We start from the raw sequence: 16106 nt of genomic DNA on the forward strand, positions 1-16106 counted from the left end.
TTATGCCCTATTTTCCGCCACAACGACCGACTGCGTCCACTTCATACTGAAGAAACGTGCCACGACAGCGATAGCACGAAGCACAATGAAGCTTGCCAAACCGCACCACACGCCCACAATTCCCCAGTCGAAGGCGAGCGACAGCCACACCAGGGGCAAGAACCCCAGAACGGCTGCCAGCAGCGTCGCATTGCGGAGGAAGGCCGCGTCGGAAGCGCCGAGGAGCACACCGTCGAACGCGAAGACAACAGCTCCCACAACAACCATCGCGCACATCAGCCACCACGGGGTGAGCATCGTATCCAGCACGACAGCATCATTGGTGAATAGCGCGGGAATGACTTGGTACCCTGCCGCGAGAATCAGCGCTAACACAAGAGCCAGCGCAACCGAATAGCGCACGACCTTCACTGCGATCTCCCGAGCCGCTGGTATCGAAGTCGCACCCAGCGCAGCTCCGACCAGCGATTGCGCGGCGATTGCCAGCGAATCCAGCACTAGCGTCAAAAAGGACCACAACTGCAACATCACCTGGTGTGCCGCGAGCGATGCCGCGCCAAACCTGCCTGCCACCGCAGCCGCCGACACGAACGACACTTGCATGAGCAACGACCGCAAAATCAGATCTTTACCCATTGCGAGCTGCTGGCCAATGATGCCAAAGTCTGGTCGCCACGAACCCTTATGCGTCACAAGAAGCGCAACGAGGAACCCGCAAAACGTAATAGTCTCCCCAATGAGGTTCGCCCACGCCGAACCCACAATCCCGTAACGATGCACGAGCACTGGCACGAGCGCCGCACTCGGAATGATTCCGCACAGCGTAAAGACAAGAGGTAAGCGCGTGTTTTGGATGCCACGCAACCAGCCATTACCCGCCATCGTGGCCAGAATTAGTGGAATGCCTAGTGCAGCAACCCGAAGCCAGCGCGTGGCCTCCTGTGCCACTGGTTGCTCCCCTGCCAGCCACAAACTCAAGGTTGGCGCAGAAAACCACACGAACGTTGCCAGCACTAGGCCGACCGCACATGCCACCCACGTTGCTTGGACGCCCTCCCGCACAGCATCTGCCCTGCGACCAGCGCCAAACAGCCGCGCCGAACGCGCTGTCGTTCCATAAGACAGAAATGTCAGTTGGGTGGTCACTTGGGCTTGAATCGTCGTCGCAGCGCCCAGAGCCGCTAAGTCAGTGGTGCCGAGCCGACCCACCACAGCTGTGTCCAAAAGTAGGTACAGCGGGGTTGCTGCCAGCACACCCAACGCGGGCAAAGCAAGACCGAAAATGGTGCGCGCATCAACGCGCACCGCCTTATCGACGCCCATAGCAGCCACTTACCTACCGACGGACTCCGCCACGTGCAGCAAATCCGAATGGACTTGAGCGACAGTGCCCTCCGTGGTGTACCCAGCCGCTTGGACATGACCCCCGCCACCAAGTTTGCCAGCAATGGCGGAAACATCTAGGTCCTTGGTGGTGCGCAGGGATACTGCGAACCAGCCAGGCGAATATTCCTTGAAGACCACGCTAAGATCGGCGGAGTCGATACCACGGACGTAGTCGACGAGGCCTTCGACCTCGGACATTGATTGCCCTGCAATCACGTCGTGGGTGGCCGTGAGGATTGCGACTTGCAGGTCTCCCGCCTGTCGCAGCTCGATGCCGGACAGCACTTTGCCCACCATCTTGAGTCCGCTGAGGCTGACGTCGTCGATAAGCTGGCCCGCAATGACGCGGGTGTCGAGGCCATGCGCGACCAGCTCGCCGGCCAGAGTGTGCATCTGGGGACGACCCCACCGGAAGTTGCCGGTGTCGGTGACCAAGCCCGCGTACAAGCTGTGCGCGATGCCGGTGTTCAGCGAGACTTCGAGGTCACGCAGCCACTCGCGCAAAATCGTCGTGGTGGATTCAGCAGAATGATCAAGAAGATTGACATCGCCGAACCCAGAGTTAGATGCATGATGGTCCACCATGATCAGTGGCACACCACAGGTTTCTAGGTACTCCCGAAAGGCGCCAGCGCGATCAATCGAGCCACAGTCGACAACCACGTGGAGGTCCACCTGTGGAAGCACGGCCGCACACGAGACATCGCTCGCGAACGGGATCGACAACAGATTGCTTGCGAATGCATCCTCTTGCCCAATCCACCCGGACGCATCCTTACCCAACTGCTGAAATGCCTGCAGCAATGTGCTCACACTGCCAATAGCATCTGCGTCGGGACGAACATGCCCGATCACCGCGATGGACGTCGCCTGAGCAACCAGCGCGGTGGCGGCGGAAAAAGGCAGAGGATTCATCTGCTATTCGTCCTTATATGGGTTTTCATCACCGGCAGGCCTTGCCCCTTCGGCCAGCTTGCGCAACTCCTCGTCGCGCTTGCGGGCCTTGGCGAGCAACGCCTCCATGTGAGCGGAAGCCTCCGGAACGGTATCCAGATTAAAGGACAAGGTTGGAGTGAAGCGGACACCCAACTGATCACCAACGATCTTTCGAAGCTGGCCACGAGCCCGGTGCAGAGCTTCTGCAGCGGCCTCCGTGTCCGGAGCCTCATCGATCGTCGCACCACGCACGGTGTAGTACACCGTGGCGTCGTGCAGATCGCCGCTCACCGTACAGTCGGTAATCGTCACGAACTCAAGTCGGCGATCCTTGATCTGCAGCTCCACTGCGGAAGCCACGATCTGGAGGATGCGCTTGGCAAGCCTAGCGGAACGAGCGTTGTCTGCCACGGATAACTCCTAAACCTTGGGGCGAATGTGGCCCTCTGTACGGACGTTTCTAGCTTAATTCGTCCGATCTGAGGGCCACATTCAACTTTCTTAATCGCGAGGAATCTCGACCATTTCGTACACCTCAATGGTGTCGCCAACCTGAATATCAGGGTAGGACAGCACCATACCGCACTCGTAACCTGCGGTTACCTCGACAGCATCGTCCTTCTCGCGGCGGAGGGAATCGATGTTCGTCTTCTCCACGATAACGTTGCCGTCGCGGATGAGTCGAGCCTGAGCGTTGCGACGCACCTTGCCGGATTCGACCATACAACCTGCAATGAGGCCGACAGCAGAAGCCTTGAAGATCGCACGGATCTCGGCCTTGCCCACTTCCCGCTCTTCGTAGATTGGCTTGAGCATGCCCTTGAGAGCCTGCTCAATCTCTTCGATAGCGCGGTAAATGATGGAGTAGTAACGAATCTCGACACCTTCGGCGTTAGCTTCCTCAGTGGCCTTGCCTTCAGCGCGAACGTTGAAGCCAATGATCACTGCGTCGGAAGCAGCTGCCAGGGAGACGTTGGTCTGCGTCACAGCACCGACACCACGGTCGATGATGTTGAGCTGCACTTCGTCGTCCACTTCGATCTTGAGCAGAGCCTCTTCCAGAGCTTCGACAGAACCTGCATTGTCGCCCTTGAGGATGAGGTTGAGGGTCGAAGTTTCCTTGAGCACTGCATCCAGATCTTCCAGGGATACGCGCTTGCGGGTCTTCGCTGCCAGCGCGTTGCGCTTGCGGGCGCTGCGTTGGTTAGCGATCTGGCGTGCCACGCGGTCGTCTTCTACCACGAGGATGTTGTCGCCGGCACCAGGTACCGAGTTAAGGCCCTGGACCTGGACTGGACGGGATGGACCCGCAGCTTCAACGTCCTCGCCGTATTCGTCCACCATGCGACGAACACGACCGAAGGCGTCACCCACAACAATGGACTCGCCGACACGGAGGGTACCGCGCTGAATGAGGATGGTGGCCACTGGGCCACGGCCACGGTCCAGGTGCGCTTCGATAGCAACACCCTGTGCATCCATGTCTGGGTTAGCGCGCAGGTCGAGGGAAGCATCTGCGGTGAGCAAGACAGCCTCGAGCAGTGCGTCGATATTCGTGCCCTGCTTTGCAGAGATGTCCACGAACATGGTCTCGCCGCCGTACTCTTCTGGAACCAGGCCATATTCGGTCAGCTGACCACGGATCTTCTCCGGGGATGCGCCTTCCTTATCGATCTTGTTCACAGCCACGACGATTGGGACGTCGGCAGCCTGAGCGTGGTTGATTGCTTCCACGGTCTGAGGCATGACGCCATCATCGGCGGCAACGACGAGGATCGCGATATCAGTGGACTTGGCACCACGGGCACGCATAGCCGTAAAGGCTTCGTGACCTGGGGTATCCAGGAACGTAATGGTGCGATCTTGCTCCTCGAGGTGAACCTCGACCTGGTAGGCGCCGATGCCCTGGGTGATGCCACCGGCTTCGCCCTTACCAACGTTTGCCTGGCGGATCGTATCCAGCAAACGAGTCTTACCGTGGTCAACGTGACCCATGACGGTGACCACTGGTGGACGAGACGCGAGGTCTTCTTCTGTGCCTTCGTCTTCACCGAACTGCAGGTCAAAGCTCTCCAGGAGCTCACGGTCTTCGTCCTCTGGGGAGACGACCTGGACCTTGTAGTTCATTTCTTCACCGAGCAGCATCAGAGTCTCTTCAGACACGGATGCGGTTGCAGTGACCATTTCACCAAGGTTGAACAACGCCTGGACGAGTGCTGCTGCGTCTGCGCCGATCTTCTCAGCGAAGTCAGACAGGGATGCACCGCGAGCAAGACGCAGGGTTGCACCCTGACCGTCAGGCAGGCGTACGCCACCGATGACGTTAGGGGCCTGCATTGCCTCGTATTCGCTACGCTTCTGGCGCTTCGACTTACGACCCTTGCGAGGTGCGCCACCAGGACGTCCGAAAGCACCAGCAGTACCGCCGCGACGACCGCCGCGAGCGCCACCAGGTCCACCGGTGCCGCCACCTGGACGGTTAAAGCCGCCACCCTGGCCGCCGCCAGCGCCTGGGCCACCGGAGCCGCCACGACCGCGTCCGCCACCGGCGGCGCGCGTAGGCATCTGACCTGGCGTAGGTGCGTTGTTAGGCATCATCGCTGGCGATGGACGACGTCCGCCACCCTGACGTTCCTCGGAACCGGATGCTGCGCCCTGTGGGCGAGCGTCACGACGCTGCGGGCCACCCTGACCTGGGCGAGGTCCACCTTGACCAGGACGTGGGCCACCCTGGCCCGGACGAGGTCCGCCCTGACCTGGACGTGGAGCACCCTGGCCCGGACGACCGCCGCCTGGGCGTGGTCCACCTGGACGTGGTGCTGGTCGCTCAGAAGAACCACCAGTGGAGAAAGGATTGTTAGCTACTCGTGGCGCGCGAGCACCAGGCTTCGGTCCTGGCTTTGCCATTGGACGTGGCATCGCTGGAGCTTGATCCTGAGCTGGCTTAGGTGCACCCGGCTTTGGCGTGCTTGGCTTCGGAGTAGCTGGCTTAGGAGCACCCGGCTTGGCGGATTCCGCCTGTGGAGCCTGGAACTTAGGGGTCTGCTCGGCTGCGGCACGTGGTGCCGGAGCGGGCTTGACAGCTGGCTTAGGCGCACCAGGCTTGGCTGCCGCGGCAGCAGGCTTTGGAGCTCCTGGTTGAGCAGGTGCTGGTGTGGCCGCAGGCTTCTTGGCGGCACCAGGCTTGGCTGCAGCTACACCTGGCTTAGGCGCAGCAGGCTTTGCCTGGTCCTTCGCAGGCGAGCCGCTTTTCTTCTCGTAAAACTGGGCCATCTTCTTGACCACAGGTGGTTCAATGGTGGAAGACGCGGTCTTCACAAACTCGCCCTGGTCTTTCAGGGTTGCGAGTAGTTCCTTGCTGGTAATACCGAGTTGCTTTGCAAGCTCATGTACACGTAGCTTTCCGGGCACTTTTCTCCTCTAGGTTTTCTAGAAGCGTCCAGGCCGTCGAAAAGCCGGGCGCTTCTAGGTGTCTATATTGACGTTCATCGCTGATGCTTCATCGGGTGCTCATCAGTGTTGTAGTCCTTCTTGTTTCGTTGTCGTGTCCAGCAGGTATTGCCGGACGAGACGTGTGTCTAGCAGGCTAGACACCTTAAACGCGCGCCCAAAGGCTTTACGTTGTTCAGCAGTATCCAACGCCTCGAGCGTTGGAGTTATCCATGCGCCCCGGCCTGGAAACTTTCGTTCCAGGTCAGGAACCACAACGTTAGGTTCAGAGGTGCTGAGAACAGTACGCAGCAGCTGAAAATCAGGAAGCGTTTTCCGGGTGGCGATACAGGTTCTCAGTCGTTCAGTCTTTCCTGGGGAAAGCAGCTGGGACTGGGTCATGCACGGCCTTTCTGGAACTCACTTCATTGGTCAAACGTTGGGCTGAAAATGGCAGTAGAATATCGCCGGCCCGCGCACGGGCCGTTGACTACTCTACGCCACCTCGGGCCAAAAGTTAACCCGAGGTTCACCCGACACGGCTCTTTATTCAGCGTCGGAACGAATATCGATCTTCCAACCGGTCAGTCGCGCAGCCAAGCGGGCATTTTGACCTTCCTTGCCGATGGCAAGAGACAACTGGTAATCCGGTACCGTGACCTGGGCATGCTGTGCTTCGTGGTCGATAACTTCCACGTGTACCACCTTGGACGGGGCCAGAGCGTTACCGACATATTTGGCGGAATCGTCGTCATAGTCGACGATGTCGATCTTCTCACCGCCAAGCTCGGTCATGATGTTGTTCACACGCTGACCGCGTGGGCCGATGCATGCTCCCTTAGCATTGAGCCCTCTCACCGTGGCGCGGACAGCGATCTTGGTGCGATGGCCAGCCTCGCGGGCAATTCCCATGATCTCTACAGCACCGTCAGCAACCTCGGGAACTTCAAGTTCAAAGAGACGACGGACTAGTTCTGGGTGAGTACGGGAGAGATTGATCTGAACATTTCGTGGCTGGCGGTTGACCTCAACAATGAAGGTCTTTACGCGGTCACCGTGCTTGAGCTTCTCCCCTGGAATCTGCTCGCCAGGAAGCAACAGGCCATCCTGACCATCAAGTTCCGTGCCCAGGTTGACTACGACCATGCCGCGCTCGTTTGCCATGGCATCGGCTTCAACGATGCCGGAGACAACCGTGCCCTCGAGTCCGGAGTACTGGTCATAAGCCTGGGATGCTTCTGCTTCACGCAGCTTCTTTACAATCGCATCTCGCACGGCCAGTGCTCCCACACGACCGAAATCTTGTGGCGTGTCGTCGTATTCGGTGACGTTGCCGTTCTCATCGCGCTCGGAAGCGATGACGGACACTGTTCCACTGACCTGGTCAATGTCAATGCGGGCGCGAGTGCCTTCGTTCCCCGGAGACGCCTTGTAGGTGTCCAGCAAGGCTTGACCGATAGTCACGATGAGGTCCTGGACAGAAACTTGCTTGTCCTTTTCGATGGCCTCCAAAGCCTTGATGTCAATATTCACTTGTTTTCCTCTCGCCACGCTATGGCTTCGTCGAATGTCTTGGCCGCGAGTTCAGACTCGTCGGCGGGAACTTTTGAGAATTCAATTTCTACCACTGCGTGGTGTTCCTTGGCCAATTCCAGTTCGGTTACTTCCAGCTTTTTCCCGGTTCGTGTGACGAGAATGACGGTGTCGGCGGCGTCGTTAAGCGCCCCGATGCGCGCAAATTCGCGTTGACCCTCGCGGGTGATGGCGACCTTGCGCCCCTGGTTGCGGCGCCAATGACGCGGCGCGGTGAGCGGCGTATCGACGCCCGGGGTTGACAGCTCAAGGCTGTAGCCAGGGCCAAACGAGACATCGCCACGCTCCTCGGCCGCATCGAGCTGGGTGGAGAGTTCATTCGACACGACCTCCAGGAGGTCGAGGTCCGGTCGTTGATCACGATCCACCGCAATCGAGACGACAGACTTCGCGCCTGCCTTCGTGATCTTCAACTCTTCAAGATCCAGCTGATAGCTGCTGAGAGTCGGCGTGATGAGCTCGGTAATTTTATCTGCGGTGGGAAAAGCCATGGCTACCACAATAGCGGGCGCAGGTCACTAAACTAAGCTGCTGTGAAAGTGCGCCTGTTTGCCCTGTGTTTCCTGTTGTCCGGTTGTTCGGTCGCCACGCCCGATCCGGCGCTGGTTGGCCTCGGCGAACAAGCGCTCAGCGACTCCAAGTCTGCCGATGCTTCTTACGCCGACGTGCGTGCCACCCAGGCCCAAGCGCTTTTCGACGAAATCGCCCGCCTCTGTGGCACCACCTCCGATGGTGCCACCCCAGAAGCGTGCCGCTATCCGAAGGCCGAGCCAACTGTTGCACCACTGGCCCCATCGGACGCGGCCAGTGGAGTGCTGGACGCACTCCCCTCGCTCGACGAGTCCTCTCGGCCACGGGTCGCAGCGATCTACACGCAGCTCGCGATGATGGCCGGTCCAGTTTCCGCCACGCCTCCGTCCGCCGTCGATGCCGCGATGCTCGAGTGGGAAAACGCTGTGGTGTACGGGCTGGATGTTTCCCTCGCATTTTCGGGATCGGCCACTCCGATGGTGGAAGAGTCATTGAAGCGCCATCAGGAACTGGTTGCTTCCCTGCCTGCAGGTTCCACCCCAGCCCCAGCTGCTTACGACCTCAGCCAGTATCCGCCTGTCGAGGCAACCAGCGATTTCCTGGTGGCAGTCGAAGCCGACAGCGTCTCGCGCTGGCAATCCTCCGCTCTCGCGTCTGGCAATGACGAATGGCGCCGCTACGCCCTGGTCCAGGCCGGCAATGCTGCCGTCAGGTATGCAGCCTTGGTCAGCGCTCGGGGCGAGGACCCGATGCAGGCCCCGTTCCTGAAGCTGTCCTAACTAAATAAAATTTCACCCCTACTTGGCACTAAATCATTTTTTGAGGCCAAGTAGGGGTGAAACTTTTGGGTTCAGAACTAAAGCAGCTCTTGGATCTTCGCCAGCGCCTCGTCGTAGGCGATCTCCAGGGTTTCGCCGCCGCGCACGCGAATTTCAACCTTGCCGTCGGCGAAGGAGCGACCGAGGATTACGGCGAATGGCGTACCGAGGAGCTCGGCATCCTTGAATTTCACGCCTGGGGAGACCTTGGGACGGTCGTCGATAAGCACTTCAACACCGGCAGCAGACAATGCGGTGGCCAGTTCTTCGGCCGCTTTACCTGCAGCTTCGTCCTTGTTGGCGACGGCCACGTGCACCTGGAATGGCGCGACCTCGGCAGGCCAGACGAGGCCCTTGTCGTCGTGCATCTGCTCCGCTAGCACAGCGACGAGGCGGGAAACGCCGATGCCATAAGAACCCATAGTCGGGACAGCGGTCTTGCCGTTTTGGTCCAGGATTTGCACGTCCATGGCCTCGGTGTACTTCCGGCCGAGCTGGAAGATGTGGCCGATTTCGATGCCGCGCTCGAGGGTGAGTGTGCCCATTCCTTCTGGTGCTGGGTCGCCTTCTCGAACTTCGGCGACCTCAATGAAGCCGTCTGGGGTGAAGTCGCGGCCACAGACCATGCCCACCACGTGGTGATTTGCTTGATCCGCACCGGTGATCCACGAGGTGCCGGCGACGACACGTGGGTCTGCAAGCACCGTGACACCATTGTCTGCCAGGCCCTTTGGTCCAATGTAACCCTTGACTAGGAATGGGTACTTGGCAAAATCCTCAGGCTCAAGCAGCGCAACTTCGGCCGGCTCGAAAGATGCCTCGAGGCGCTTCATGTCAGCCTCACGGTCGCCAGGAAGCAAGACGCCCGTGAGCTCCCACTCCTCGCCCGGCTTGCGAACCTTCACTGCCAAGCACTTCAGAGTGTCTTTTGCCTCAGCTTGGATGCCAACAGACTTGGCCCACTCAACGAGGGCAGCGATGGTCACTGCATCTGGGGTTTCGTGCACGACTGCTGCTGGTTGCCCATCGATCGGCTTTTCGACGCCCGGCTGCGTCACCACTGCCTCAACGTTGGCAGCGTAGTCACCATCAGTTGCAGACACGAAGGTGTCCTCACCGTTCTCGGAGATAGCGAGGAATTCTTCAGAGGCGGAGCCACCCATGGCGCCGGAAGTAGCGGCACAGATGGCGTACTTCACGCCGAGGCGGTCGAAGATGCGCTGGTAAGCAACGCGGTGCTTTTGGTAGGACTCTTCGAGGCCTTCGTCAGACATGTCGAAGGAGTAGGAATCCTTCATCACAAACTCGCGTCCACGCAGGATGCCAGCGCGCGGGCGCTCCTCGTCGCGGTACTTGGTCTGGATCTGGTACAAGGTGACTGGAAAATCCTTGTAGGAGCTGTACAGGTCCTTCACCGTGGCCGTGAACATTTCCTCATGGGTGGGGCCGAGCAGCATGTCCGCACCCTTGCGGTCTTTCAAGCGGAACAAAGAGTCGCCGTATTCGGTCCAGCGGTTGGTGGTCTCGTATGGCTCGCGTGGCAGCAGTGCTGGGAAGGACAACTCCTGTGCGCCGATGGCGTTCATCTCTTCACGAACCACTGTCTCCACATTGCGGAGGACTCGCAGGCCCAGTGGCAACCACGAGTACACGCCCGGGGCAACGCGACGGATGTATCCAGCGCGAACGAGCAGCTTGTGGCTTGGGACTTCGGCATCAGCCGGATCTTCGCGAAGTGTGCGAAGGAAGAGTGAGGACATGCGAGTGATCATGGTTGATAAATATACCGCGCCTATTCGAAGGGCACGTACACGAGATACCAAGAGTCTCCCAGGTCGCGTTGGATTTCCATGGGTTTCGCAAGATCGAGCCCGCCAGGGGCGCGGACGAGATAATACGAATCGATGAAGCCACCACCAAGATCGAAGGCGGGATTGCCAGAGACTTCAGTGCAAGTGATGTCTCTGGTTAGGCCGGCGGAGCTAGGACACTGCCCAGAAGCAACGGCCTGTTCTAGATCAGACTTGATGAATGGCCAGTGGATTCTTTCCGAAACGTCAAGTGCCAGAATCGCAATTGACACCATTATGAAAACTGGCGGCCACCACAATGAACGGAAAAGCTTACGGCTCGCGATGGATACTCCCACCACCGCCAGGTAGGTCAACCCGAACAGCGGAAGAATCCATAACACGACGATGATCAACATAGATGTGGCGCCGCCGGGGACGCTTGACGCATACAGCAAGCACACCAAGCTGACCACGAGAGCAAGCGCCATCAATACGTCAACGAAAACTGGGAGTTGCTCGCGAGAGCTGGTCAACTTCAATTTTCTCACCTCCAGCTAAAGTATGACCCATGTTGATCGTGTTGCCACCTTCTGAGACGAAAGCGTGGGGCGGGGATGGCCCGGCGCTGGACGTCGAAAAGCTCAGCTTTCCTTCATTGAACCCCGTGCGACGCGAGCTGCTGCGCATCGTCTCTGGCATGACGGACGTGCAGGCTAGGAAATCCCTCGGATTGTCGGAAAAGCAATTGGACGAGGCCGCTGCCAACCGCGAGCTGCTCACCTCCCCCACCATGCCGGCGATTCTGCGCTACACGGGCGTGCTTTACGACGCCCTTGACGCTCCCACTCTCCCCGCTCCCGCCCTCGATCGGCTGGTCATCGGCTCAGCGCTCTTCGGTCTCGTCAGAGCTACAGACCAGATCCCGCACTATCGACTTTCCGGTGGCAGCAAGCTCCCTCGTTCCACGAAGACGATGAAGGCACGCTGGGGTGCCCGCATCACGCGCGTGCTGTCGGCGGAGTCCGGCTTGATCGTTGACCTACGCAGCGGCACGTACCAGCAGCTCGGACCTGTTCCCGGAGCCGTCACAGTCCGGGTGGAAAAGAACGGAAAAGTGGTCAGTCACTTTAATAAGCACTACCGCGGGCTGGTGGCGCGGGAGTTGGCGATCGTAGCCAGTGGCATCACAAGTACCGACGATGTTATACGAATCCTCGCAGAAGCTGGCATAGAGCTTAAGAAGAGAAGCGACGACCAGTTGTGCCTCGAAATCTAGATGACCATTTGGTCAGTTTCAAATGAATTTTAGTGTCAACAATTCGGAATCCAAAGATAGTCTGTACTTGTCGCAATGAATACGAAAGTAGTTTATGGTGGTTTTACGCTTAACCTACATATTCGAAGCTAAAATTCGGAGATTCCCATGGCAAAGACCAATGATGGAAAGAAACGGGTGTTTGTTCACTCGCACAACCGGGGCGAGTCTTCTGTTCGCACGCACTATCGTTCTACGCCCAACCCTCCCAAGCCAAGCAAATCTGACTCATCTGGATTTCTGGGGAGCCTATTAGGAAACCTATTCAAGCGATAGCTTGAATATCAAAGCAAAAGTTCATGGAAATCTTCGAGCCTTCCTTCGGCATGAACTAGGGAAAGAAGCGGTCACCCGTCTGTAACCAGTTGAGAGCCCTGCATAGCTTGCCGGCGAATACGCTGTGAACAGAGAAGAATCCATAACGGTACACGGCCAAGCTGCATTTTGGGCAACCATCAGTACGGGTACGGAGTTCTCATTTTGATACCCCGAGATAGAAATTCGCATCGCACGGTTCGAAAATTGGGGTATCTCTACCCGTCCTAACTCTACTAATTGGGAAAGATATGGCACGAAATACGAATGAAGGCTTTCGACGCGGACAAGTAAGCGATCGTTATCAAACTTGGAATCCTCGAACCGAGTGCTGGGATAAATATGACGGCGACGGCAACTACCTGGACACCAAGAAATCTGAAGGGCCGTACAAGGGAATTGAAAAGCGCGATCCAATGAAGCCTCCTCGCAGCTAAGATAATCCCAATATGTACAAAGAAATGGACTGCATAATCTTCTCGACATCTAATCTGCATTAGCAGGTATTTAGGAAATATTGTTGCCTATACATATTTTTGTATGCAGCATCTTCCGGTGTTGGCAATCAGCATTACTGGCGGATCGTCCGTTCTAAATTCCTTGAATACAGCCAGTTTTGTTGCTAGGTCATTTTCATAAACTGAACACCCTGGTTCTTGAGTTGACCAACTGCATCGCGCACCCCATCGGCGGTGCCCGATCCCGGGTGATTCATGTGTCCGAACCCGATCGCACCATCGGGCATGTTGCGGATCGTCGCGCTGATCTGCGCCGCGGATGCGGTGGCACCGTGGTCGGTATTGGTGGTGAATCCGGCGATACGGATGCCGGAAGCGTTGCACATGTCTACGCATACATCGTCGTATTGCGCCGTGCCTGATCGGCACCAGGTCATCTCATGCCCAAACTGCTCGCGAACACTGTCTCGGTTGCCAGTGACTTCGGCCAGCGCATCATCTACGGAAACAGTTCCTGGGATGCCATAGGCCGGTCGTCCAGAGGCGCTCAACGGCAGATGTCTGGTGCCATGATTTTGAACGCTGAACAGGGGGTCGTCGATAATAGAGCGCATGAGCTGAGGGTTTACGGTGATCCAGCGGCTGTTGAGGAACAAGGTGGCAGGCACGGCGAACTCGCGCAGGACGGCGATGAGTTTTGCTTCCTCTGCAACGCCGACTCCACCGCCACAGGCGTCGAAGGTAAGGGCGAGGGTGCGCCGGCCAGGGACGGTGGGCACCGAGTGGACAATCCCCGGCAGGTCCATGCCCCACGCTACCGGTGTACGGCCTCGAAACCGATCCACGACTGGAACAATGACCTCCGGCACAGCTGTATCAGCAGCAACGGCTTCCTCCACTACAGGCGCTGGTGCGGATCCACGCACATCGGTCGCGCCTACTACCCCGGCAGCCGGAGCCAACGCTGCAACTGCAAGCAGCTGTCGGCGACTCAATTTACGGGCATTGGAATTACGGTGTTTCCCAGCCATAATGCAGTTTCCTAGCTCTTCCGCACAGAAATGACAGCTCATCCTAACCCACAGCGGGGAAGGGCGCGCGCTAGAAATAGACCGCTGACTACGGCACCGTAAGATTGCCTTATGCAATCTGCCACCAAACTCCATCCCTTTAGAATTTGGCTCCTCATTGCGGTCATCATCGGCCTGCTCGGCATTATGTTTGGAGCAAAAGAATCTGCGTCCACGCCGGCAGATCGGTTGCCTGATGGCTTCGATTCAACGGCCGTCGCAAAGCACATGCAAGAACTGCCGGGCGAGGAAACCTCCACTGCAGTCGCAGTCTTCAGTTTTGACAACCCCGCAGCTATTGGACAGCTTCAAGCCGTGGCTAGCAAGCTCGGTGGTCCACTCATTCCGGCGCAGTCCGGCAGGGCCGCAATGGTCCCACTCGAGGTTCCTGACGGCACGAATGCGCAGGATAAGGACACGATCGCGGAGCTGCGAGCCAAGGCCACGGAGTGGCTTCCCGACGGCGTAAGCGTCCAAGTCACCGGCCCAGCGGCCATCCAAGCTGACCTAGCCGGGGTGTTTTCCGGCGCGAACTTCCTACTCTTGGCAGTCACCGCCGCCATTGTGGCCATCTTGTTGATCATCACCTACCGCTCCCCTTTCCTGTGGCTGATTCCGCTGCTGATGATCGGCATCGCGGACCGATTCGCGGGCGTCACGTTTACCCACCTGCTCTCCGCAACGGGCGTGGTGTGGGATGAATCCACCTCCGGAATCTTGTCTGTCCTCGTCTTCGGCGCGGGCACTGACTACGCACTGCTGCTGATTTCCCGCTATCGTGACGAACTCCACCGTCATGAAAACCGCTTCGAGGCCATGCAAGCAGCGTGGTGGCCTACCGCCAAGTCAGTCATTGCGAGTGCTACCACCGTGATGCTGGGCATGCTGTGTCTACTGCTCTCCCTGGTGCCTGCCACCCGAGGCCTGGGCTTGGCATGCGCCTATGGCATCGTCGTCGCTGCGGCCTTTGCGCTGCTCGCCTTGCCAGGCGCCTTGGTGCTTTTCGGACGGTGGATTTTCTGGCCGCGTGTTCCGAAGGACGGCGAACCTCAGCATGCAGCAGTGTGGGAAAAGGTTGGCAACCTGGTTCGTAGCCACGCCACCGCCGTCATGACGGCATCTATCCTGGTGCTCATAGCAGCGGGAACGTTGCTGTTCGGCTCCCGTGTGGGACTTGAAACCTCTGAGCAATTCATGGACACCCCAGAATCCATCAGTGCAGCCGAGACGCTGGAACGCGAGTTCCAAGCAGATGCTACCCCGGCCAATGTGTGGGCGAAAGATGTCGCCGCCACCACCAAGGAGATTGAGCAGTTGGGTGGCCGGGTCATGAGCACAAAGGAGGACGTGCTGCTTGTCTCCGGCCCATCCGTAGACGAGCTTCGCGCGGGCCTGAGCAACGCAACTGTGGGCGGCCCGGAAGCCGAGAACCAGGACAACATTGCCGCCGCAAAGCGGGATCAGCTGGTAGTATTCCCACTGCTCGCACTGCTAGTGACGCTGGCACTTGGTTTCTTGCTGCGCTCGTGGGTAGCCCCACTGATCATGGTGTCCACCGTCATCCTGACGTACTTCTCCGCGATGGGCCTTTCCTGGCTCGTGTTCCAGCACGTGTTCAAGTTCAGTGCGATCGCCGAGACCACTCCGCTGTACGCCTTTGTCTTCCTCGTGGCTTTAGGTGTCGACTACAACATCTTCTTGATCACTCGTGCGAAGGAAGAAGCTACCCATGTGGGAACGCGGGAAGGAATTCTCAAGGCGCTATCTTCCACCGGCGGCGTGATCACCTCTGCGGGCATCCTGCTGGCCTCGGTGTTTGCCGCGCTCGGTGTCCTCCCGCTGATTGCGCTGGCACAGATGGGCGTGGTCATTTTCATCGGTGTGCTGATCGATACGCTTCTGGTGCGCACCGTTGTGATGCCAGCAATCGTGATGAAGCTCGGCGACACATTCTGGAAGTAGACTCTTAGAACTCCCGTACCACGACGTACCAGTCGGTATCTATCTTCTTCACCCGGACCAATTGGTCCGGGCCGTTCGCCACGGGCTCAACGGTAGTTCGCAACACATAGCTCTGGTCGATGAATCCAGTGCCAAAATTGAACGCCCGCTCACCGACAACAGTAGAACAGTAGTGAACTTTGCTGAGTCCCGCGCGATCCGGACACGTCCCGGTTTCCAGGGCTCGCTCAAGATCTGGTTTTACAAAATTCCAGTGCACCTGAAATGGCACTCCTGCCAGCACAACTGCGGCGCTGACGACGCACACCAGTGCGCTCCCCCAGAGCGCACGTACAGCATGTCGGTGGAGCAAAGTGACAACCCACGTCAAACTGAAGAGCAACAGCAGCAGTACCCACGGCATGAGCCAAAACAACGGCAAACCGCCGGGGTTGAGTGAAAGCAGCATCGCAGACACGGAGAGTAGTACTCCAAGCGAATACAGCCACCAAGCCTGCATA

Annotated in this window: 14 protein-coding genes; 3 read left to right on the top strand and 11 right to left on the bottom strand. The window is 58.3% G+C overall.

The annotated features are described in order from the left end of the window. The 7 genes from CKALI_RS06870 to rimP all read right to left on the bottom strand — a co-directional run bounded on the left by CKALI_RS06870 (position 1) and on the right by rimP (position 7835). The gene (locus CKALI_RS06870) at positions 1–1323 is read right to left on the bottom strand and encodes an MATE family efflux transporter (protein WP_156192587.1); all 1323 of its coding nucleotides are present in this window, start codon (positions 1321–1323) and stop codon (positions 1–3) included. Positions 1324–1332: 9 nt separating this feature from the next. Beyond that, on the bottom strand, positions 1333–2301 hold the full coding sequence (locus tag CKALI_RS06875; RefSeq protein ID WP_231580425.1) for a DHH family phosphoesterase: 969 nt from the start codon (positions 2299–2301) through the stop codon (positions 1333–1335). A 3-nt stretch (positions 2302–2304) separates the two neighbouring features. Further along, positions 2305–2733 carry a 30S ribosome-binding factor RbfA gene (gene rbfA / locus CKALI_RS06880; protein WP_156192588.1) on the bottom strand — a complete coding sequence of 143 codons (429 nt, stop codon included), beginning with the start codon at positions 2731–2733 and terminating at the stop codon, positions 2305–2307. 90 nt (positions 2734–2823) lie between these two features. Next, a complete protein-coding gene (infB, locus tag CKALI_RS06885; RefSeq protein ID WP_156192589.1) occupies positions 2824–5733 on the bottom strand; it encodes a translation initiation factor IF-2 in 2910 nt (969 codons plus the stop codon). Between the two features lie 102 nt (positions 5734–5835). Continuing rightward, positions 5836–6153 carry a YlxR family protein gene (locus CKALI_RS06890; RefSeq protein ID WP_156192590.1) on the bottom strand — a complete coding sequence of 106 codons (318 nt, stop codon included), beginning with the start codon at positions 6151–6153 and terminating at the stop codon, positions 5836–5838. Positions 6154–6297: 144 nt separating this feature from the next. After that, a complete protein-coding gene (nusA, locus tag CKALI_RS06895; RefSeq protein WP_156192591.1) occupies positions 6298–7284 on the bottom strand; it encodes a transcription termination factor NusA in 987 nt (328 codons plus the stop codon). Then, positions 7281–7835: a ribosome maturation factor RimP gene (gene rimP / locus CKALI_RS06900; protein ID WP_156192592.1), complete on the bottom strand. Its 555-nt coding sequence runs from the start codon at positions 7833–7835 to the stop codon at positions 7281–7283. The genes nusA and rimP overlap by 4 nt, the downstream gene beginning before the upstream one ends. A 42-nt stretch (positions 7836–7877) precedes the next feature. Between rimP and CKALI_RS06905 the strand changes: the two genes are divergently transcribed. After that, positions 7878–8654 (top strand): hypothetical protein, encoded by a 777-nt coding sequence (locus CKALI_RS06905; RefSeq protein WP_156192593.1) that lies wholly within the window; start codon positions 7878–7880, stop codon positions 8652–8654. Positions 8655–8731: 77 nt separating this feature from the next. Here the strand turns inward: CKALI_RS06905 and CKALI_RS06910 are convergent, their stop codons facing one another. After that, positions 8732–10465 (bottom strand): proline--tRNA ligase, encoded by a 1734-nt coding sequence (locus tag CKALI_RS06910; protein ID WP_156192594.1) that lies wholly within the window; start codon positions 10463–10465, stop codon positions 8732–8734. Between the two features lie 20 nt (positions 10466–10485). Next, on the bottom strand, positions 10486–11025 hold the full coding sequence (locus CKALI_RS06915; RefSeq protein WP_156192595.1) for a hypothetical protein: 540 nt from the start codon (positions 11023–11025) through the stop codon (positions 10486–10488). Between the two features lie 29 nt (positions 11026–11054). Between CKALI_RS06915 and CKALI_RS06920 the strand changes: the two genes are divergently transcribed. Beyond that, the gene (locus tag CKALI_RS06920) at positions 11055–11762 is read left to right on the top strand and encodes a YaaA family protein (protein ID WP_156192596.1); all 708 of its coding nucleotides are present in this window, start codon (positions 11055–11057) and stop codon (positions 11760–11762) included. A 976-nt stretch (positions 11763–12738) separates the two neighbouring features. Here CKALI_RS06920 and CKALI_RS06925 read toward each other — a convergent pair. Further along, positions 12739–13605: a polysaccharide deacetylase family protein gene (locus tag CKALI_RS06925; RefSeq protein ID WP_231580426.1), complete on the bottom strand. Its 867-nt coding sequence runs from the start codon at positions 13603–13605 to the stop codon at positions 12739–12741. A 111-nt stretch (positions 13606–13716) separates the two neighbouring features. Here CKALI_RS06925 and CKALI_RS06930 point away from each other — a divergent pair, with 111 nt between their 5' ends. After that, positions 13717–15606 (top strand): MMPL family transporter, encoded by a 1890-nt coding sequence (locus CKALI_RS06930; protein WP_156192597.1) that lies wholly within the window; start codon positions 13717–13719, stop codon positions 15604–15606. A gap of 4 nt (positions 15607–15610) precedes the next feature. On the opposite strand, the gene CKALI_RS06935 is transcribed toward CKALI_RS06930, so the two are convergent. After that, a complete protein-coding gene (locus CKALI_RS06935) occupies positions 15611–16105 on the bottom strand; it encodes a hypothetical protein (protein WP_156192598.1) in 495 nt (164 codons plus the stop codon). Position 16106: the final 1 nt, after the last annotated feature.

Source organism: Corynebacterium kalinowskii (assembly GCF_009734385.1).
Lineage (GTDB): Bacteria > Actinomycetota > Actinomycetes > Mycobacteriales > Mycobacteriaceae > Corynebacterium > Corynebacterium kalinowskii.

Coding starts and splice junctions, on each gene's coding strand:
- CKALI_RS06870 (WP_156192587.1), bottom strand. CDS start 1,323: ATGGGCGTCGATAAGGCGGTGCGCGTTGATGCGCGCACCATTTTCGGT.
- CKALI_RS06875 (WP_231580425.1), bottom strand. CDS start 2,301: ATGAATCCTCTGCCTTTTTCCGCCGCCACCGCGCTGGTTGCTCAGGCG.
- CKALI_RS06890 (WP_156192590.1), bottom strand. CDS start 6,153: ATGACCCAGTCCCAGCTGCTTTCCCCAGGAAAGACTGAACGACTGAGA.
- rimP (WP_156192592.1), bottom strand. CDS start 7,835: ATGGCTTTTCCCACCGCAGATAAAATTACCGAGCTCATCACGCCGACT.
- CKALI_RS06910 (WP_156192594.1), bottom strand. CDS start 10,465: ATGATCACTCGCATGTCCTCACTCTTCCTTCGCACACTTCGCGAAGAT.
- CKALI_RS06920 (WP_156192596.1), top strand. CDS start 11,055: ATGTTGATCGTGTTGCCACCTTCTGAGACGAAAGCGTGGGGCGGGGAT.
- CKALI_RS06925 (WP_231580426.1), bottom strand. CDS start 13,605: ATGGCTGGGAAACACCGTAATTCCAATGCCCGTAAATTGAGTCGCCGA.
- CKALI_RS06930 (WP_156192597.1), top strand. CDS start 13,717: ATGCAATCTGCCACCAAACTCCATCCCTTTAGAATTTGGCTCCTCATT.
- CKALI_RS06935 (WP_156192598.1), bottom strand. CDS start 16,105: ATGCAGGCTTGGTGGCTGTATTCGCTTGGAGTACTACTCTCCGTGTCT.